The sequence below is a fragment of the Arcanobacterium hippocoleae genome (assembly GCF_031456295.1).
In the GTDB taxonomy this organism is placed as follows: domain Bacteria; phylum Actinomycetota; class Actinomycetes; order Actinomycetales; family Actinomycetaceae; genus Arcanobacterium_A; species Arcanobacterium_A hippocoleae.
Genome location: NZ_JAVDUJ010000001.1, coordinates 1,974,191 through 1,994,145 on the forward strand (window position 1 = coordinate 1,974,191; position 19,955 = coordinate 1,994,145).

General features: G+C 49.2%; 16 protein-coding genes. 9 read left to right on the top strand and 7 right to left on the bottom strand.

The window, feature by feature from the left end:
* Positions 1-75 precede the first annotated feature (75 nt).
* Positions 76-609 carry an NADPH-dependent FMN reductase gene (locus J2S36_RS08320; protein ID WP_309957355.1) on the top strand — a complete coding sequence of 178 codons (534 nt, stop codon included), beginning with the start codon at positions 76-78 and terminating at the stop codon, positions 607-609.
* Positions 610-694: 85 nt separating this feature from the next.
* Here the strand turns inward: J2S36_RS08320 and J2S36_RS08325 are convergent, their stop codons facing one another.
* Positions 695-2,170 carry an amino acid permease gene (locus J2S36_RS08325; RefSeq protein WP_309957357.1) on the bottom strand — a complete coding sequence of 492 codons (1,476 nt, stop codon included), beginning with the start codon at positions 2,168-2,170 and terminating at the stop codon, positions 695-697.
* A 460-nt stretch (positions 2,171-2,630) separates the two neighbouring features.
* A complete protein-coding gene (gene rpmB, locus J2S36_RS08330; RefSeq protein WP_309957359.1) occupies positions 2,631-2,822 on the bottom strand; it encodes a 50S ribosomal protein L28 in 192 nt (63 codons plus the stop codon).
* 294 nt (positions 2,823-3,116) lie between these two features.
* Here rpmB and J2S36_RS08335 point away from each other — a divergent pair, with 294 nt between their 5' ends.
* The 8 genes from J2S36_RS08335 to J2S36_RS08370 all read left to right on the top strand — a co-directional run bounded on the left by J2S36_RS08335 (position 3,117) and on the right by J2S36_RS08370 (position 11,121).
* Positions 3,117-5,669, top strand: a complete 2,553-nt coding sequence (locus J2S36_RS08335) for an ATP-dependent DNA helicase RecG (protein ID WP_309957361.1) — start codon at positions 3,117-3,119, stop codon at positions 5,667-5,669.
* Between the two features lie 184 nt (positions 5,670-5,853).
* Complete coding sequence (gene rsmD, locus J2S36_RS08340; RefSeq protein WP_309957363.1) at positions 5,854-6,417, top strand: 16S rRNA (guanine(966)-N(2))-methyltransferase RsmD; 564 nt, start codon at positions 5,854-5,856, stop codon at positions 6,415-6,417.
* 48 nt (positions 6,418-6,465) lie between these two features.
* A complete protein-coding gene (gene coaD / locus J2S36_RS08345) occupies positions 6,466-6,960 on the top strand; it encodes a pantetheine-phosphate adenylyltransferase (protein ID WP_309957365.1) in 495 nt (164 codons plus the stop codon).
* Positions 6,961-6,973: 13 nt separating this feature from the next.
* Positions 6,974-8,047: a hypothetical protein gene (locus J2S36_RS08350; RefSeq protein ID WP_309957366.1), complete on the top strand. Its 1,074-nt coding sequence runs from the start codon at positions 6,974-6,976 to the stop codon at positions 8,045-8,047.
* A gap of 11 nt (positions 8,048-8,058) precedes the next feature.
* Entirely contained in the window at positions 8,059-8,634 is a 576-nt protein-coding gene (locus J2S36_RS08355) for a YceD family protein (protein ID WP_309957368.1), read from the top strand.
* A gap of 52 nt (positions 8,635-8,686) precedes the next feature.
* Entirely contained in the window at positions 8,687-9,391 is a 705-nt protein-coding gene (gene rnc, locus J2S36_RS08360) for a ribonuclease III (protein ID WP_309957370.1), read from the top strand.
* Positions 9,392-9,403: 12 nt separating this feature from the next.
* Positions 9,404-10,264, top strand: a complete 861-nt coding sequence (mutM, locus tag J2S36_RS08365; protein ID WP_309957372.1) for a bifunctional DNA-formamidopyrimidine glycosylase/DNA-(apurinic or apyrimidinic site) lyase — start codon at positions 9,404-9,406, stop codon at positions 10,262-10,264.
* A gap of 209 nt (positions 10,265-10,473) precedes the next feature.
* Positions 10,474-11,121 carry a response regulator gene (locus J2S36_RS08370; protein WP_309957374.1) on the top strand — a complete coding sequence of 216 codons (648 nt, stop codon included), beginning with the start codon at positions 10,474-10,476 and terminating at the stop codon, positions 11,119-11,121.
* 86 nt (positions 11,122-11,207) lie between these two features.
* Here the strand turns inward: J2S36_RS08370 and J2S36_RS08375 are convergent, their stop codons facing one another.
* The 5 genes from J2S36_RS08375 to J2S36_RS08395 all read right to left on the bottom strand — a co-directional run bounded on the left by J2S36_RS08375 (position 11,208) and on the right by J2S36_RS08395 (position 19,783).
* Positions 11,208-12,986 carry a sensor histidine kinase gene (locus tag J2S36_RS08375; protein ID WP_309957376.1) on the bottom strand — a complete coding sequence of 593 codons (1,779 nt, stop codon included), beginning with the start codon at positions 12,984-12,986 and terminating at the stop codon, positions 11,208-11,210.
* A gap of 19 nt (positions 12,987-13,005) precedes the next feature.
* The gene (cydC, locus tag J2S36_RS08380; protein ID WP_309957378.1) at positions 13,006-14,925 is read right to left on the bottom strand and encodes a thiol reductant ABC exporter subunit CydC; all 1,920 of its coding nucleotides are present in this window, start codon (positions 14,923-14,925) and stop codon (positions 13,006-13,008) included.
* Positions 14,918-16,780 (bottom strand): thiol reductant ABC exporter subunit CydD, encoded by a 1,863-nt coding sequence (gene cydD / locus J2S36_RS08385; RefSeq protein ID WP_309957380.1) that lies wholly within the window; start codon positions 16,778-16,780, stop codon positions 14,918-14,920. The genes cydC and cydD overlap by 8 nt, the downstream gene beginning before the upstream one ends.
* A gap of 339 nt (positions 16,781-17,119) precedes the next feature.
* A complete protein-coding gene (cydB, locus tag J2S36_RS08390; protein ID WP_309957382.1) occupies positions 17,120-18,253 on the bottom strand; it encodes a cytochrome d ubiquinol oxidase subunit II in 1,134 nt (377 codons plus the stop codon).
* Positions 18,254-18,274: 21 nt separating this feature from the next.
* Positions 18,275-19,783, bottom strand: coding sequence for a cytochrome ubiquinol oxidase subunit I (locus tag J2S36_RS08395; protein WP_309957384.1), 1,509 nt, complete (start codon positions 19,781-19,783; stop codon positions 18,275-18,277).
* Positions 19,784-19,955 lie beyond the last annotated feature (172 nt).

Genomic DNA, 19,955 nt, shown 5'->3' on the forward strand with positions numbered 1-19,955 from the left:
TTTTTGCGGGCAGAAATATTTTCGATGCAGCCGCAAATTCGGATGGCAGAATGACGTCGTAAAAAAGGAATGAAAATGAAGATTGTTTACTTGGTTGGATCACTTTCAAAGGATTCACTAAACCGTCAACTTGCTAATGTTCTAGTGCAGAACGCTCCAGAAGGAGTCGAAATGGTTGAGGCGAATATTGCCGATTTGCCACTATTCAACCGTGATTTGGAAAATGATTTTCCTCCAGCAGCACGAGAATTTAAAGATCTCGTCACATCTGCTGACGGAGTTTTATTTATTACTCCAGAGTATAACCGCTCTTATTCGGCAGCAATTCATAACGCGATCGAATGGACCTCGCGTCCGTATGGGGAATGGGCACTTGCAGGTAAGCCGGTAGCCACGATTGGTACTTCCCCTTCTGGTATTGGTGCGGCTCTCGGGCAAACACAGCTGCGCTCTTCACTGCTTTTCTTCGGTACGAAACTGATGGGGCAGCCAGAAGGCTATATTAACGCTATTACCAGCGGTTTAATTGAGGGTAATGTGAATCCTGAAAGTGAAGAATTCCTGAAGGGATGGATTGGTGCATTTGCTGAATTTGTAAAGAATGCATAAAACTAGCTAACTGGTTATTGATTTGGGGCTGGATTTTCAGAATAAATCCAGCCCCAAATTTTTGCTATTTCCGCTTATCTCGAACTTAGTTTTGCACTTCTTCTGCAGAATCTGTTGCGTAAGGCAACTCGGTAGGCACAGGCAGTGTCCGTACCCGTGAAAGCAGGAGGTAAGAGCCAACTAGGAGCAGCAAATAAGGTATTCCAGCATAAAAAGAAATCGGCAGCAAGTCACATCCGTATAAGGCAATAAAAATCGCAACGGAAGTACAGATTACCGCCCAGTTTGTAAACGGCGCCCCCCAGAGTCTTGCACGTGGAGCTGGCAGACCGCGTGCTTTCCAATCCTGACGGAATTTCAGATGCGTGATCATCACCATCACCCAAGTGAAGAGAATCCCTACAGTGGCACAGCCATAGAGGATCATAAATGCATTATTTGGACTCCAGATCGAAAGTGCTGAAGCAATAAAGAAACAGCAGGAAGCAAGCATTACAGCACCGCGTGGTGAACCAGATTCGGAAGTGCATGCCGCGAAAGATGGTGCCATTTTATCGATTGCGAGTGAATGAATCATCCGTGAACCAGAGTAAAGGCAGCCGTTTGCGGCAGATAGCGCGGCGACGATCAGAATTGCATTCATAATATGCCCAGCGCCAGAAATTCCAACCTCGTCAAGCACGAGGACAAAAGGTGAGGCGTCAGCATTCCCAGAGTTTGCAACTGTAGTAGTCCAAGGCTGCAGGGTCACAATGACGGTAATCGCAAGCACGTAGAAAATCAATAGACGCCAAATCATTGTACTGGCAGCTCGTGGAATATCGCGTTGTGGGTGTTCACTTTCTGCTGCAGACACTGATACATTTTCGATGCCACCAAAAGAGAACACTGCCATGCACGCTGCAAGGAGAATTCCGCTGAAACCATAAGGAGCGAAGCCGGAAAGCCCAGAATCGGTGGTTACTTCCGTCAGATTTACAATTCCCAATGCGGGTGAATCTGATGGCCAACCGAAGAAAATCACCGAGAGCCCAAGCAGAATAAAGACGACAATTGCGGTGACTTTAATCATCGAAAACCAGTATTCAGTAAATCCATAAAGCCGTACTGTAGCAAGATTCAAGGTAATAATGAAAGCTGAACACAATACCGTGCCAAGCCCAAGATGCAGATTTGGGAACCAATGCTGAAAATAAGTAGCGGTTGCTGTTACTTCTGCACCTACTGCGGTAAGCATCGTGATTGCAAAATTCCAGCGGGTCAGGTAGCCTCCGAGTTTACCAAGATGCGCGGCGGCGATTGCCCCGTGCCCACCTGGAATCGGGTGTGCGCTGACGAGTTCAGCAAGTGCCCATACGACCGCTAATGCAAGGGAACCAGCGAGCAGATATGCGATGACGGTTGCTGGACCAGCAAAACTAATAGTCGATCCGGCTCCGAGGAAGAGCCCTGTGCCGAGTGCGCCAGAAAGAGCGATCATCGAAATTTGGGCACTCGTAAGCCGTCGCTCAAGATGCGTGCGCGGCGGATTCTTGGTACGGCTGAGAGAATCATTACTCATCTTTAATTCTCCTATGTTTTCGGTAATTAAACTTACAAGTGTATTGACCTGAACTTGCGAGCTGAGCCTGATTTATGCGGATGTGTGCCACTGCCGCAGATCACCTTTGCTTGGCTTGTGTGCCTGCGTGCATGTGCAATGTTTAGCCAGCGAAGTAAAGGCTTAGTGCAATGTGGAGTTAATCTTAGCGGAAAAGAAATTTTCATTTACTGACTGTCCGCATATTGTTTCGTGAAAGACGCGAGTTATGAAGTAGCGCCCTTGCTGGTGAAATATCTTTTGGCGGCACGAGATTTTTTAGGGGGGGGGAAAAAAAAGGATTCGGAATAAAGAAAGTCAAAAAATAACAAAAAGCTCTGTCTGAGCGATTTCTCGAAATGACTCAAACAGAGCTTTTAGCGTTTATTTGCGGTGCCAGAATCACTCAAAATACTGAGTAGATCCAACGAGCCGGACGCAATCAGATATTGCGCGTCACCTTACCAGCCTTCAGGCAGGAAGTGCAGACATTCAGACGCTTTGGGGCACCTTTCACAAGTGCGCGCACACGCTGAATATTCGGATTCCAGCGGCGGGAAGTACGCACATGTGAGTGCGAAACACTCTTGCCGAAGCTCGGGCCCTTGCCGCAGACATCACATACAGAGGCCACGGTTATCTCCTTCGTTATTGTGAAACGAGAGCGCATCGGGCGCACCTCGATATTGCAACTAAAGCAGTCTATCGAAAATAAGAGTACAAACCAAGTTTCAGCACTACTTAAGGCAAGTGGCATTGGGCACTATCTCTGTTTAATGTGAGTAGATCCGCTACTGAAGTTGAAAACATGAACAGTCTGAAACATTAGTCTATCTGCAATCGAGATCAGCAAATACAAAGGTAAGTATTTTGCGTGCCCAGCCCAAACAAACATCGCATCACACTCAATGATGTGTAACCTAGAACTGTGAGGGAAAAAGACGAATCAGAGCAAGACATAACAGTGCCGGATCATGCTAGTGATATCGCTGATCTCGCTGCGCGAGATCGAAACGCGGCTGCAGATGCAGATATCTTGCAGTCTGAATTTTTACCGCCAGCACTGAAAACGGCAGAATCTGCTGCACTGATCAGTGAACAACACACAATCATTGATGCTCCGCTGCAGAAATACCTGCCCAAACGCAGTGTCAATGCCCTCGCGAAACTCGGGCTGGAAACTGTTGGCGATTTGCTCTGGCACACCCCGTTCCGTCTTGCAGAACGCGGAAAACTGATGCCAATTGAAAAAATGCAAGCAGGCCAGTCCGTTACTGTAGTGGCACGGGTAGTGCAGCATCGGATTCGCCCGATGCGTGCGCGGCGCGGTTATCTTATGGAAGTTGAAATCACTGATGGGTTACAGCAACTAACACTTACTTTTTTTGCAAAAAACCAACGCCCACTAAACTTTCACGCGGCAAAACTGGCACCAGATGCGATTGCCGCTTTCTCCGGTACGATCAGCGAATACCGCGGTCGATTGCAGCTCCAACATCCTGAATACGAAATTCTTCCCGATCCTAGGCCAGAATGGGGTGCACAAGGTGCCGATCCGCAGCAGATCCCAGTTATGTCAGAGGCGGCAGACAGCCAAGCCGAGGATCCTCCCGGCATTTCGCTTGCAGCAGCAAAAATAGGGGCTCCGATCCCGATATATCATGCAAGCGCAAAGCTGCCATCCTGGCAGCTTGCCCGTGCGGTCGCTGCGCTACTCCCGCTGGTGAACGAAGAAACCTTCCCCGAAATCCTGCCGGCCCGCTATTTAGCAGCGCACGGGCTGCCGGCGCGGGCGCCGGCTTTGCGCTCCTTGCACGCACCGCAAACAATTGCGGAATGGGAAAAAGCCCGGGCGCGGATGGTGCATGAAGAAGCCTTCATCTTACAGACGCTGTTGGCTGCACGCCGTGCACATGCGGCTAGTTTTACAGCGCCGTCTGCCGCACAACTCCAAGATGGCACGCTTGCGCATTTCGATCAGCAGCTGCCCTTTACGTTAACAGCTGAGCAAATCTCCGTCGGTGCGCAAATTTCGACTGACCTTTCACGAACTACGCCAATGCGTCGGCTCCTGCAAGGCGATGTAGGCACTGGAAAAACGATTGTTGCTCTGCGTGCAATGCTGCAAATGATCGACAGCCAGCATCAAGCGGTGCTGCTTGCCCCCACTGAGGTACTTGCAGAGCAGCATTATGCGTCAATCAAAGCGATGCTCGGCAAACTGGCTGATGGAGGGATGATCGGTGCGCCGTCAGCAGCGATTTCGCTTGAATTAGTGACGGGATCGCTTACGGCTGCCGAAAAGAAAAAAGCTTATTTGCGGATGGCGAGTGGGCAGGCGCAGCTCATCATTGGTACTCATGCGTTACTTGAAGATAAGATTCAGCTCCCATTTTTGGGGTTGGTAGTGGTTGATGAACAACATCGTTTTGGGGTGAATCAACGCGATAAGCTTGCAAATGGCGCACACTTGCTGGTAATGACGGCCACACCAATTCCACGGACAGTGGCGATGACGGTATTTGGAGATTTAACTGTTTCCACTTTGCATGAGCTGCCAAAAGGGCGCAAACCGATTTCGACAACGCTCGTACCAGCTTGGAATGAAAGCTGGATGCGGCGCGTATGGCAACGGGCGGATGAGGAAATCGCCTCTGGTGGGCGAGTGTATGCCGTCTGTCCGCGAATTTCTGCTGACGGTACTGCTGGTAGTGAAGATTTAGCGGTTAAGATACCTGGTATTGATCCAGGATTCGATGCTGTCGCGAAGCATCCTGTTGATGGTGGCAGTGGCAGCGCCGATGCAGGCGCCTTCTTTGATACTTTGCTTGAAGCTGATTCGAAAGTTGCCAATGATACACAGCGTGAGCTTGTTTCTGTTGCGAAATTAGCACCCGCCTTGGAAGCTAATCCGGATCTTTCACACGCTCGGATTGCGCTCTTGCATGGTCGGCTAAGTGCCGGAGAGAAAGCGCAAATTATGGCGGATTTCCAGGCTGGAAAAGTAAATTTGCTGATTTCCACTACTGTCATTGAAGTTGGCGTAGACGTGCCGGAAGCTACGATGATGGTGATTTTGGATGCTGATCGGTTTGGGATCTCGCAATTGCATCAGCTGCGGGGGCGGATCGGGCGTGGCAGGAAGGATTCGCTGTGTTTGGCAGTGCACCAGGCTGCTGCAGGGACACTTGCTTTTGCACGGCTACAGGAATTTGCTGCAACTAGTGACGGTTTTGCGTTGGCTGAAGCGGATTTGCGCTTGCGGAATGCGGGAAATGTGCTTGGTAAACAGCAGTCTGGGATGCAAAGTTCGCTGCGGTTTTTGAATGTTGTGCAAGATGTAGAGATCATTCAGATTGCCAAAGAGAGCGCTGCACGTTTAGTGGCAAGTGATCCAAAGCTTACTGCATATCCGGATTTGGCCTTGGAGATTTCCCGCGTAATGACTGCAAATGAGACGGATTATCTTGGTAAGGGATGATTTGTGTATGTGGTTTCTCCCTGGAAAATTCCCATTTTTCGCCTCCCGTGTGTGATGATGAGTAGCGAAGATGCAAAAAATCAAATGTGTGAAATCTAGGTAGATTGAAAATGACTTGCGAGCGTAGTGCGAAATCATATGTAACACAAGCATCCCCCACGAACTCAAGTGAGGAGCAGGGAAAATGACGCGAATCGTCTCTGGCAGTGCGAAAGGGCAAACATTGTTAGTGCCAAAATCGGGCACTCGCCCTACCTCTGAACGCGTCCGTGAAGCGCTCTTTTCCCGTCTTGAGCATTATGGGTACATCAAAGAATGCGTGGTTTTGGATTTATTCGCAGGTTCAGGGGCGCTCGCGTTTGAAGCGCTTTCCCGCGGTGCCTCCGATGCTGTTTGCGTAGAGGCAAACCCGGGGGCAGCGAAAATTATTTTGCAAAATGCCCGAAAATTAAATCTTCCGGTGAAAGTTGCGAGTCAAAAAGTAGCGACATACTTGTGCAATACTGTGCCAGTTACAAAATTTGATTTGGTTTTTATTGATCCACCATACGATTTAGACGAGTCCGCACTTACTGAAGTATTGGCTGGGCTCGAATTGCATCTAAAAGATGACGCAATGGTGATCGTGGAACGCGCAAAACGTACACCTGAGCCGAATTGGCCAGATTTTCTCCGTCTTGACGACGAGCGCTCGTGGGGGGATACGCGAATTTGGACGGCAGTTAATTCCGCTTCTGCTTCGCAGTGAAAGCGAGAAAAGTCGAAACTAGAGAGTGTTTCAGCATAGAATAAGCCTATGACGCTCGCAATCTGCCCTGGATCTTTCGATCCGATCACGAATGGTCACATCGATATTATCGAGCGTGCCGCAAGTATTTTTGATGAAGTGATTGTAGCTGTAGCCACGAACGCAGCGAAAAAATATTTATTCGATGATCCGCAACGTTTCCAGCTTACCCAGGAATCGCTTGCGTATTTACCTAATGTGCGCGTTGAGCTCGTTTCTGGGCTGATTGCCGATTTTGCATCTGCACGTTCAGCGAATGCAATTGTAAAAGGGATCCGCGGCGGTGGAGATTTTTTCAACGAAGAATCAATGGGGCTGCTGAACCGGCATTTAGGCGGGATTGAAACAGTTTTTGTAATGGCAAATCCGGGGCTGGCCCATATTGCATCTTCTTATGTAAAAGAAATTGCGGCATATCGCGGCTCAATTGATAAACTTGTGCCTGAAAATGTGGCAAGCGCCGTTCTCGCAAAAATCTCTGCACACGGCTTCCAGCGGTCCTAGAAAGTAGAAAATCATGAGTGAATACGAAAATTATGACGAGGTTGAAACTGGAGAATCGCTCATCGCTGTGCTTGAAGAGATCACTTCGCTAGTTGATCATGCAAAGTCGGTGCCGCTCTCATCTTCGATTTTGATCAACCGTCACGAGATGCTTGATTTGCTTGATCGCGCAGCGCAAATGCTCCCGTCACAGTTAGTGGAAGCACATCAGATGTTGCAACATAAAGCAAAAGTTTCGGGTCAGGCACGAGATGAAGCAGATCGCTTAATAGCTGAAGCCCGTGAGCAAGCTAAGCATATTCTGGCGCAGGCAAAAGCTGAGGCGCAACGTTTGGCTTCGCGTGATTCGGTAACGATTAAAGCGCGTCAGCAAGCAGCGAAAATTGTTGATGAAGCAAAGTCGAAGGCATCACGAGTGACGGACGGGGCAAATCAATATTCAGATTCCACACTTGCCGAGGTTTCTGGTCAGCTTGCCGGCGTGCAGGAGTATCTGGCACAAATTCAGGTACAAATCGAAGCTGGGAGAGATGTGCTCGCGCAGCGGCTTGATGAATATAGCTTACAGCAGCAGGATGGCGAATCTGTTGAGCAGGAATTCGAGTTTGGGAACGGTCCTGAAATTTCTGCTGCTGATCTGCCGCGTTCGAGTAGTAGCCATTTGGCTCCCGTGAATGCAGCTGACGCCTTGGGCTCCGCATCTTTGGATCCCGTTGCGAATCCGGAAGATAAGTTAGAATTTGGTGGCACAGAAATGGATTTTGCCGCAGTGAAGGAGCAGTTTGCGCATCCGGTAACTCCGCAGGAGGGTGTTGCGCAGTTACCGCACGGTGGTGAGGTCGCATTGGGCGAGCATGATCAATGGGGTCGTTCTGATACTGAACTGACGGCAGAAACAGCAGCGATGCCAGAAGTTGGAAATCACCATGCGAACTCGCTTCAGCAGCAAGCTCGGCCTGCTGGATCTTTGCCGCTGCAAGATCCCCAAAGCGAGTTACCTGCACGCTTGCCGGAAGATTTTGATGAATTTGTGCCAGAGCTCGAATTTGAGCAGGAGCTAGATGATTTTCGAGCCGAAAAGTTTTAGAGGAGAGAGACGTGGATCTACGTTCCCCATATGTGATTTCAATTGTTGATTTACCGCGGCAAGAAGGCGCTTCGCGAGATTTTCAATTCGATTTTCTTGCGCCCGATGATTGTGGCGTGCAATTACTTGCAGTACCGGCTGGTACCGTGATGGCTACGGATTTGACCTTGCAATCCGTCTCTGAAGGAGTGCTTGTGCATGGGCGCGTGCGGGCCCTGGCGCAAGGGCGCTGTTCGCGCTGCCTCCGTGAGATCGAATTGGATTTGGATGAAGCCGTCGCCGAGCTCGTCTACTATCCTGAACGGAAGCAGGCATTACTTGCTGAGGATGACGAAGAAGCTGAAGATTTCCCAGTGATCAAAGACGACCGGATCGATTTGGAGCCGATCTTGCGTGACGCACTCGTCTTGGCAATGCCGTTCACTCCATTGTGTGCACCAGATTGTGCCGGACTCTGCCCAGACTGCGGGCAGATGTGGCGTGATCTTCCAAAAGATCATCATCACGAGCAGCTTGATCCACGATTTGCAGCACTTGATGCACTTCGCGCACAATTCGTTGACGAAATAGATAATGGCGGAAAATAAGTAGTATCCGTTAGTTATTTCCTGCAATTTGAAAATATGGTGATGAATCGCAATGCAAATACACAAAAATGCTGAGCCGACAGGTAAATATGCGAATTTGCTTGCAGCTTGGGGGAAAGAGATTCCGCTGGCAGGTTTAGAACATGCGCTTACACACCGTTCCTGGGCGTATGAACACGATGCGAAGCATAATGAACGGCTGGAATTTCTTGGTGACTCGGTACTTGGAATTATTACTGTGGAAGAAATCTTTCGGACTTTTCCAGATAGCGACGAAGGCACAATGAGCAAAATCAAGGCTGCCAGTGTTTCAGAGGCAGCCCTTGCGATCGTGGCGCGGGAACTGGAACTTGGCAAATATATTCGGCTCGGTAAAGGTGAGGCGGCTTCAGGCGGTGCGAATAAGGATTCAATTCTTTCCGATACGGTTGAAGCGTTGATTGCGGTTACTTATTTGTATTACGGAATTGATGTCACGCGTGAAATCGTATTACGTTTTATCCGTCCACGGATTGAATCTGCATTACAGCATGGACCAGCGCTTGACTGGCGTACTTCCTTTGAGGAGCTTGCGCGTGCGAAGGGGATCTCTGGCGATTTAACTTACCAGTTGCACGGTAGCGGTCCTGACCATGCTCGCGTGTATACTGCTGAAGTTTTTTTGGGTGGGCGATCCTTCGGCAGTGGTAGTGCATCTTCGCAGAAAAACGCGAAACTTGCGGCTTGTAAAACGGCTTATGAAAATTTGAATCAATAGTGAGGTGAAGAAGTGCCCGAACTTCCCGAAGTCGAAACAATTCGCGCAGGTCTTGAACCTTATATTTGCGGCAAAGAAATCAAGCGGATTGAAACATATCATCTGCGTGTATCACGGCACGATCCAGATGGGTTCACCAAATTTTCTGGTGAAACGATCAGCGAAGTTGCTCGACGCGGAAAATACCTTTGGTTTCGTATCGGGCAGACACAGGCGCTGGTAGCGCATTTACGAATGTCAGGGCAATTCCGCATCAACTCCGGGCCACATCCGCATCTGCGGGCGAGTTTTTTCTTCACGGACGGGCTCCGTCTCGATTTTCTTGACCAACGCACTTTCGGCTATCTTCATGCTGATACACTCATCCCTACTGAAGATGGTTTCCCCGGTTGGCAAGGCTCACAAGATGCGCTCATTCCGAGTTCCGTTGCGCATATTGCGCGAGATTTGCTTGACGATAATATTTATCTCGCAGATTTAGCTGCGCGAGCCAAACAGAAGCAGAAGCGGATCAAATCATTGCTGCTAGATCAGAGTTTTGTGGCTGGTATCGGGAATATCTACGCGGACGAAGCATTATGGGAAGCGAAAATCAACGGGATGATGCCCGCAAATAAGATTCCGGTAGCGCGCCTGAAAAAGCTTTTCATCGCTGCTGCTAATGTGATGACTCGTTCGATTGCCGCTGGAGGTACTTCGTTTGATGCGCTTTACGTAAATGTGAACGGGAGTTCGGGATATTTTGCGCGTGAACTCAATGCGTACGGTAGGGGAGGCTTGCCGTGTAATCGTTGTGGCACACTCATGATCCGCGAACCATTTATGGGACGTTCGTCTACCTTTTGCCCGAAGTGTCAAGCATGCAGAAAATAAAATAACTGTACTGTGTGCAAAATACAATCAGGAGATATTGCTGCTCTAATAGGAAATTAGTGCTATACGAGCTAGAATTGAAACTGTCTGTGTGTCAGGTGCTTGAGCTACCGGATTTGCAAAGCTGCGAATCTGGAGAAGTTATCTTTTGGAAACGGAAAATGCAGCGCTAAAGGCGCGAAATACAAGCGGAAACAACAAGGAATAAGATGGGCGAAAACACAATTAACGTGATGATTATTGACGATCATGAAGTGGTGCGGCGGGGCATCTCAGAAGTGGTTGATCGTTGCGAAGGATTGACGGTAATCGCTGAAGCAGGTTCAGTGGCTGAGGCAGTACGGCGTGCAGAATTAATGATGCCGCAGGTGGCATTGGTAGATTTGCGGCTTCCTGATGGCACTGGTATCGATATTATTAACCAACTACGTGAGCGTTCTCCAGAAACGAAGTGCGTAGTTTTAACCTCATTTGATGATGACGATGCACTTACTGAAGCCCTTGCAGCAGGCGCAAAGGCATATCTCTTGAAATCAGTGCGCGGAGCTGAAATCACGGAAGTGATCAAAGCTGTGGCTGGTGGGAGAGTCTTGCTTGATGAGCGCACGATTACCCGCCGTCGCGCTGACCATAACGATCCAACAGCTGATTTAACGCCATCGGAACGAAAAGTACTTGAACTGATCGGTGATGGGCTTTCAAATCGGGAAATCGGTGAAAAATTAGGCGTGGCAGAAAAAACAGTGAAGAACCACATCACCTCATTACTTTCAAAAATGGGAATGCAGCGGCGGACCCAAGTAGCTGCATGGGTCGCTGGGCAACGTGCATCAGGGTGGAGAAATCAGGCAAATTAATGCCGCAAATTGAAAGTTGCAGAGTTGGTGAGTATGAGACTTGAACTTTGCAATCAAGAAATTGAAATTCCCATTTACTGTGCCGTTTAGCGCAACGGCACTTGCCAGTGTACCGCTGTGCCAGACATTCCATCATTGCGTGGTGCGATCCGGAATGTGCCATGATGGCGCCTGGCACGTGCAGAAAGATTTGCTAAGCCGGATCGGCGTGACGGCGAAGGCGCAATTCCAGTGCCATCATCAGTCACATAGATTTCGATTTGTTCAAGACTCGCACAAATCTGGATCGTGACGGATGAAGCGTGTGCATGACGGGCAACATTGCTCAAACATTCACGAACCACTGCCACCACATCATCAGAGATATCCGAACCGATTGCATCGTCAATAATCGTCCGATCAAATTCTGAGCTAATCTCCTCACCATTCCAAGAAATTATCAGTGAAGGAGCAAACCCCAGGGCTTGTAAAGCTACAGACGTTTCATTCCCTAAACGTTCCACCACAGCAGCCGGATTAGAATCATCACGGAGCGATTGTACAATTTTCCGAATTTGCCCAACAGATTCATCAATCGCCCAAATCGCACTGTCGAGAGCTTTCACAATTTTTGCGTCAAGATGATTTCCCAAGTCTTCTTTCACCGCAGTGATGTGCATTCCCGATGCGAACAATTGTTGAATTGCCAAATCGTGTAAATCGCGGGAAATCCGAGCACGCTCATCAAGTTCAGCAGCCAGTTCTTTCGCGTGGCGTGCTTCTGCGAGTTCAAGCGCAATTGCTGCTTGTTGCGAGACATTTTCAGCCATTGATAAATCGTGCAAATCAAATTCCGGTGCTTTTGGACGACGGAAGAGAATGATTACTCCGCGCCCGATTCCCTGAGAAACTAGCGGCGCATACAATGCCGGACCGAATTGTCGTAATGATTCTACGCGTACCGTGGAGAGCCTTTGCATTGATTCGACAACAATTCCAGATTGCTCTCGAATCACACTTTGGGCTCGCCCTGCGCTTGGAAAATCAGTGCCAAGCAGTGCCATCGCTCCGTCGCCAGAACCAATCTCAGCCACCCAAGTATCGTTGATTGATGGTAATACCATTAAGGCTACATCCGCACGTGCAGCCGTACGCATCTCATCAGTAATTACCTGGAGTGCTTCTTCTTCATCGGATCCTTCTAAGAGTGAGGAAACGATATTTTGCGATGCGGTGAGCCAGCGAGCACGGCTTTGTGATTGGGCGTACTGCTTTGCGTTTTGGATTGCGATTCGCGCACCGCTGGCAAGTAAAGACATCGTCTCAGCATCGGCTTGGGTGAAACCACCAAGTTTATTTGCCAAGTATAGCCGTCCCCACACTTCATCATTTGCTGCAGGCAGGATTACGCCCAGAAAATTGTGCATCACCGGATGCGGCGAAGGAAAGCCGTCACTATTGGGGTAGCTTAGCAAATCATTTACGATCAGTGCTCCGCGTTCCGGAATATCGGCAAATACGCCGTGTCCTTCAGGAGGAGATCCGATGCGTGCTCCGATTTCTTTTGATAATCCAGAGTATTGAAATTCAATTGTGTCTCCGTGTGCGTCAATTACTGCGATCGCAGCATATTTTGCTCCGGTAAGTTCGCACGCAGAATCCACAAAATATTGCAATGCCGTATCTCGATCTAGGGTAGTAGTAAGATCAAGGGCTTTTGAGAGTACTTCGCGAATTAAAGTTGCGTCAGTGGATGCACTGAATGTATTGAGTGTAGTGGTGCTTGTCTCCTGGTCTGACTTGCGCGCCTGACGGTTTGCTGCGCGTGCGATCTGTGCTTGTACCGCGTGAAATGGGCATTTACCTGTGGTGCGATGGTTTTTCATAACATCTCCATCTGAGAGCTTATTCTTGGACTTCCTGTGCCACTGACCAGCGATAAATTGAATTTCTCGCAATTAATTCGGCGTGTGTCCCGCGCGCGATAATTTGGGCTGGTTTTTCGCCGAGTAAAATTACTTCGTCTGCCACATCTAAAGGATTGAGACGATGCGTGACGAGGATGATTCCGCGTTCAGTGCGGTGATCTGCTGATGCTGCAGATTTTGCAGATGTTTTTCCAGCTTGCAGCAAGTCGCGAATGAGCTGATCGGCCGTGAGTGGATCAAGGTGTTCGCCAGGCTCGTCAAGGAGTAAGAAACTGGCTTGAGCGGCGAGAGCGCGAGCCAGTAAGAGGCGGCGGCGTTCTCCACCGGAGATCGTGGCCGCATCGCTGCCAAGCATTGTATCTAAACCGTCAGGCAATTGCCTCAGCCAGTTACTTAAACCAGCCTGTGCGAGCAGATATTCTGCCTCTTCGTAAGTTACATCTGCACGTACTACCCGGAGATTTTCGAGTACCGAAGTTTCAAAAATATGTGCATCTTCAGCGGTGAGAATCAAATGCTGGGAGATTTCTTCCCGGGCAAGCTGCGAGACGGCGGTGCCATTCAATGCAACTGTTCCTGCGGCTGGCGCAATCAATCCAGCCAGAGTGGAGAGTAACGTTGATTTTCCGATTCCTGACGGGCCAACGATTGCAATTGCCTTTCCAGGCTGTAATTCCAGATCGATTCCGTGTGCAATTTGCGGGCCACCTGGCCATGCGAGTGCAAGATTTTCTGCTGTGAGAGTCAGTTTTGCTAGCTCTGCACCGGCATTTTGCCTCAGCGGAACACTCGGTGTAATTTTCCCGTCACAAAGATCTTCCCGCTGAGCGATAGCTGGATCCTGGAAATTGGCACCAAGCATTTCGACGATTCGTAAAGCAGCACGTGCTGAACGCACCAACTGGATGCCTGCCCCAGTTAATCTTTGGGTAGATTCAAAAGCAGCCAGGGGCGTTAAAGTGATAACGACTAGATTAACTGCACTGAGCGAACCGTCAAGCACTTCCATCGAACCGATCCATAAGGCTGAAATCACGCTGATTGCAAGTGCGAGTAGATCAATGGAAGATGCTAGTGCCATTGGTAAGGCAGCGCGGTCACGATTTCGCAGAATCCGGATTTCGGTGCGTTCTTGAGCTGCTTCCATTTGTGCTAAATTGCCTGATACACGCAATTCTTGCGCATGCTCAAGCAGGGTTAAAGCTTGTGCGCTCAATTCAGCTTGATCTTCAACCTGGCGGATTTCTGCAAGCCGCGCTCCGCGCATTGCCAGATACGGACCGAGAATCCCGGCGAATAGGAGGCAGGCGGCAAGAATGATCCCGGTCAGCGGAGAAAGTGTAGCTACAATCATCACGGAGAGAACCGAGGTCAGTATCGCTACTGCTGCTGGGAGCAGAGATTTCACAACCACATCACCAAGTGCGTCTACATCTGCTCCGGTGCGCGCAAGTAAATCACCGCGGCGAATCGATGCTACGCGATCTGTAGGGGCAGCAGCGAGTTTGGAATAAGCATGTGTGCGAATTGCCGACATCCCTTTTAACGCGATCCAGTGGGATGAAATTCGCTCTAAATAACGGAAAATTGCTTTACCTACGCCAAAGGCACGGACGGCTGTAGCTGCTATGGAAAGATCCAATACAGGCGGCAACTGTGCTGCGCGAGCAATCAGCCAGGCAGAAACTGACCCGAGCCCGATGCCTGAACCAATTGCGCCAGAACCAAAGATCGTTGCGAGGATAAAACGCTTCTTATTGATTTCGAGTAGTTTGCAGCATTTACGCAGGGCATCACGCTCTGCTTTGGGAAGCACACCTTTCGTCTGCCGCGAATCCTGGCAGTGCGCCTTTGAATCGGAAACGGAAATTTCTGGCTGATACAGAGAGTCATGCATTTGTGGCACCTTCTTCACGTCCCCAGGCGGTTGGTAAAGCATAGTCTATTTTTTCCTGTAACCGGCGTTCTCGTTCGGCTTGATCGGCTTCTTTTTGCCGTCGTAATGCAAGCTCTGCATCAATATTGCGTGTGCCAGCGGATACTTCAACCACGGTATCGGCTAATTGTGTGAGCGTTGCTCGATGCGCCACAATCACCACGGTGTGCCCAGTTTCTTTCAATTCGCTGATAGTTGCAAGGATTGCTTCTTCAGCTACGGCATCTAGGTGCGCTGAAGGTTCATCGAGGATCACTAGTTGCCTGCTGGAAAGAAGTGCACGGGTCAGTGCCAAGCGTTGGCGCTGACCAACGGAAAGCCCGATCCCGCCTTGCCCGATCAGTGTCTGCCAGCCGTTTGGCAAATCTGCCACTACTTTGGCAAAACCAGTGAGTTTCGCGGCACGAAGTACGGCAGCATTTTCAGCAGGAGCAGCGATCCCAAGATTTTCTGCGACCGTACCGGGAAAGAGTGCCGGCCGTTGCGGCACCCAAGTGATTTGTTCCCACCATTGCGTTTGGGGAATTTCTGCCAGCGGGGTAGTGCCAATAAAAATTTCACCGGCGGAAGGCGGCAGCAAGCCAAGCAGTACTTGTATCGTAGTAGATTTCCCTGTTCCCGAGGCTCCACGAAGAACTGTAACTTTTCCTGGCTGAATTTGCATTGAAAGATTCGCCGGTGCGACGGTCGCCCGTCCGTCTGCATAAACACTGACATTTTGGAAAGAAATAGCTGTCTGACGCAAATCCGGAAGAGCAAGATTTGCGCTGTTTTCGCTTTGCTCTGAGGGAAGGGAAGCATGAGCATTATGCGTGCAAGCCAAAGCCGCATTGTGTGACTTTTTAGCGGGTGAAGTTGGCAGCGGAGTCTGGATAATTTCGAATGCTTGCGCTGCTGCAGCCACTCCATTTGCCGAGGCATGAAATTGCGTACCAACTTCGCGCAGCGGCTTAAAAGCCTCCGGGGTGAGCATGATGATCACAAGACCTTCAAAGAGTAAGAGGTTTCCAGCTACCATTCTGAAACCAACCTCTACTGCCACAATGGCAGTAGAAAGTGTCGCAAGAAACTCTAAGGCTGCGCCGGAAAGAAACGCGACATAAAGGGTTTGCATCGTTTTTTGTGCAAATGCTTCTCCAAGCGCCCGCACTCTTTGCTGCGGTCCATGCTCTCGTCCGACCGCTTTTAAGGTACTCAATCCAGCCAGCAAATCGAGCAATTGGCTCCCTAAACGCTGCATCGACTTGAGCCGCTGCGCAGAGTAATTAGCCGTCATCTTCCCGATCAGGATCATGAATATGGGAATCAACGGAATACACAGAATAATCGCGAGTGCAGAGATCCAATCAAGCCAGAAAATAATCAGGATGAGTGCAGGCGTAGCAGTAAAAGTAAGGAAAAGTTGCGGCAGGAAAGAGACGAAATATGCTTCTAAATCATCAAGACCGCGAGTTGCGAGAGTGACGGAGCGGGTGGTATTTCCTTCGCTAAGCCAGCGTGCGCCAAGATCACCTGCATGGCGCAATACTTTTTTACGTAAGGTGGCAATCACGCGTAGTGCAGCGCGATGCCCGACAGCTTCCTGTATGAATACAAGTGCTGTACGGAGCAGGAAAACGCCGAATAGCATGATGATCAGCCATGAAGTTTGGGAAAGATCTCCTTTCCCATAAAAAATCGGCTCAAGTGCACTGGCAATGAGCAGAGTCTGGATCCCGATCAGAAGCGTACCGATCACACCGGTGATTACCAGAAAGATGATGTACTTCCGAGTGCTTCGCGCATATTTCAGCAAGCGTGGATCGAAAGGTCTCATACTGCTCCTTCGTTCGTCATCGGACGACTGCGAGAATTCTTACCGGACTAAGCGCATAGGCAAAAAGGTAGATAACGGTAACAATTCTAGCCTTTTCGTCCTAAATAAGCACATTCCGAATAGCTGGAAATATTTTGAGCCAGAGCGGCAGAATGCTTTGGAGCTGTAACTGCTGCAGTGCGATGAAGATTCCGACATTGATCCGAAGTCAAAGTTGTATCGCGGGAGGGGGTGAGATAAAAGAACTATTATGAAAGGGTTGTGGGATGAGCATCATGCTCATCCCACAACCCTTAGTTGATTTAGTTAAATTACGGTTAGCCTCGCAAAACTAGGAGTTTAGTAATTCACTTTCTCAAATTTGCGGATTTCGTGCAGATCTAAACCAACAAATGTGTCTGGAATATTTTCACGGCTGATTCGCTGTGCGAATACCAGATAGGACCAGACGGTGTAAACAAGCACAATCGGCACAAAGATAATTGCTGCAATGAGCATTACTGTGTGAGTCGGACCAGTAGCCGAAGCTTGTGCCAGCGTGAGGTGATATGCCGGATCGATCGTTGATTTGATTGCATTCGCTCCGAGCGTCAGGAAGATGAAGATAACAGCTACCGCGAGTGCAGCAGAGTGGACGAAGAATGCACCCTTTTCATTTTCTTTCAGAGCCAGAAGTGCTGAGCAAATCAAGAGCACTGCTGCAAGCAGAAGTGGAATCCAGGAGTACCAGTTCACGTGATATGCCAACTGACCCCAAATTGCCCAGATAGCGGTCACTGCCGTTGAAATCAAACCAGTGGTCTTCGCCTGCTTTAATGCGCGCTTGTGGAAATCACCAGCCGTCTTCAATGCAAGCCACAATGTTCCGTGGTTGAAGAAGAGCAATGCTACGGCAATACCGCCGAGAATTGTGAAAGGTGTAAGCAGCGAGAAGAAGCCGCCGGTAAGGAAATGCTGTGCACCGTCAGCAAGCGCGCCGGATATATCAGCTTTATCGGAAGCTTGGAAAGCGCCATTTTCATACTTCCCGATTTCGATCGTCATGCCTTGGACGAAGTTTGCAAATGCTACGCCCCAGAGGATTGAAACTAGCCAGGAAGCTCCAAAGTGGAGGTTATCCCAAGCATTGCGCCATTTCGCAGAATCGATCTTACCGCGCCATTCAATTGCTGAAATACGCACGATCAAGAGCAGTAAAACTACTACAAGTGCGAGATACATGCCAGAGAACATTGTGGCATACCATTCTGGGAATGCGGCAAATGTAGCACCACCAGCAGTAAGCAGGAATACTTCGTTTCCATCCCAATGCGGACCAATCGTATTCAAAATCAAGCGACGGTCTTTTTCATCTTTTGCCAGACCGTGCAAATTCATTGCAGCGCCGAATCCGAAACCTTCGAGGGTCACATACCCGATCCAGAGCACGATGATGAGTACGAACCAAATAATCTGTAGAGCCGTAAGTTCCATTATGTTTTCCTCACTTTACTCTCAGTATGCGAAGCTCAGCTTAGTATCGATGGTGATTTCCTTACGGACTTCAGTATCGATCTGCTTTGCTGGGTTGATGCCTTCAATTGCATAGCGCTTGATCAAGATGTACCAGATGACACCGAGAATAGCGTAAATCAAGGTGAATGCAACGAGTGAAATGATAATTTCGATTGAGTTGACAGTCTGGGACACACCAGCCTCCGTCAGCTGTGCAATAACTTCAGTTGGTGCAGTTTGATCCATTGGCTGTGCCTGGAAGTTTGGATATACGACCCATGGCTGACGCCCCATTTCGGTGAGGATCCAGCCGAAAGTGGAGGAGATGTATGGGAAGGGGATCGTCCAAACGAAGAGTGTGCCGATCCATTTTGCGGATGGAAGCTCTTTCCGACGGATCAATACCAGACCCAGGATCGATAGCGCGAGGGATGCAAAGCCGAATACCATCATGACTCTAAATGAGTAGAAACTGATGAGTGGACTTGGTAAATAGTTTTGGTTTGGCCCGTATACATCAGCGAAGTATGACTGATAAATCTTATTTACTTCATCTGCGCCCAGTACTTTAGATTCTTTGCCGGAAAGATGATTTGTGACCATCAAAGATTCCAGCCCGGGGATTGGCAGTGAAATGATCGATTCTTCGTTCAGTTCATTGCTCGTCATGAGAATTGCTAATGGTGCAGCTTCTTGAGATTTTGCAATACCCATTGCAGCGATCATCTTCGTGGGTTGCTCTTTATAGATATGCTGTCCCATAAAGTGGCCTGTGGTTAGCACGAGAATTGAGGCAATGAGCATTGTTACCAAACCGAAGTTTGCTGCTGGCTTCCAGAGATCACGCGCCTCTGTACCGTCACCCTTCTTTGCGGTGCGCACGAGCCACCAGAGCGAAATTCCGGCGATGAATGAACCAGCTACGAGCAACGATGCAGAAATTGTATGTGCAAATGCGTACATTGAGGTCGGGGAGAAGATGACCTGCAAGAATCCAGTAGCCCCATCAAGTTCTGCCCGGCCAGTTGCTGGATTGAGCTTAGCGCCAACAGGGTTTTGCATAAAGGAATTTGCCGCCAGGATGAATAGCGCGGAAATATTGGTACCAAGTGCGAATAGCCAAATCGCTGCGGTATGCATTTTTGGTGAGATACGACCGCGACCGAAAATCCAAACACCGAGGAATGTGGATTCTAGGAAGAAAGCGAGCAATGCTTCAAATGCGAGTGGCGCACCAAAGATATCGCCCACGAAACGGGAGTATTCAGACCAGTTCATGCCGAATTGGAATTCTTGCACGATACCGGTAGCAACTCCTAGTGCAAAGTTGATTAAGAGTAGTTTTCCAAAGAACTCCGAGAGCTTCAGCCAGCGCTTATCGCCGCTGCGGAGCCACTTTGTTTGCATAATTGCGACGAGTGGGGAGAGTCCGATCGTGAGAGGTACCAAAATGAAGTGGTACACAGTCGTGATTGCAAACTGCCACCGTGCGAGGTCGAGGGCTTCCACCTTTCCACCTTTCGTATGACAAATGACGTTATGAGTGCAAACGAATCTTACGTAGCGCAGCTGCGATGGAAATTCACTTTGCTCATTGATTATCTTTTGGCGAGCCAAAAGACCTAACAGAGATGCTTAAATCGCTAGAAGCGCCTGCGTGATTAAGTTTGTTCGACTGATT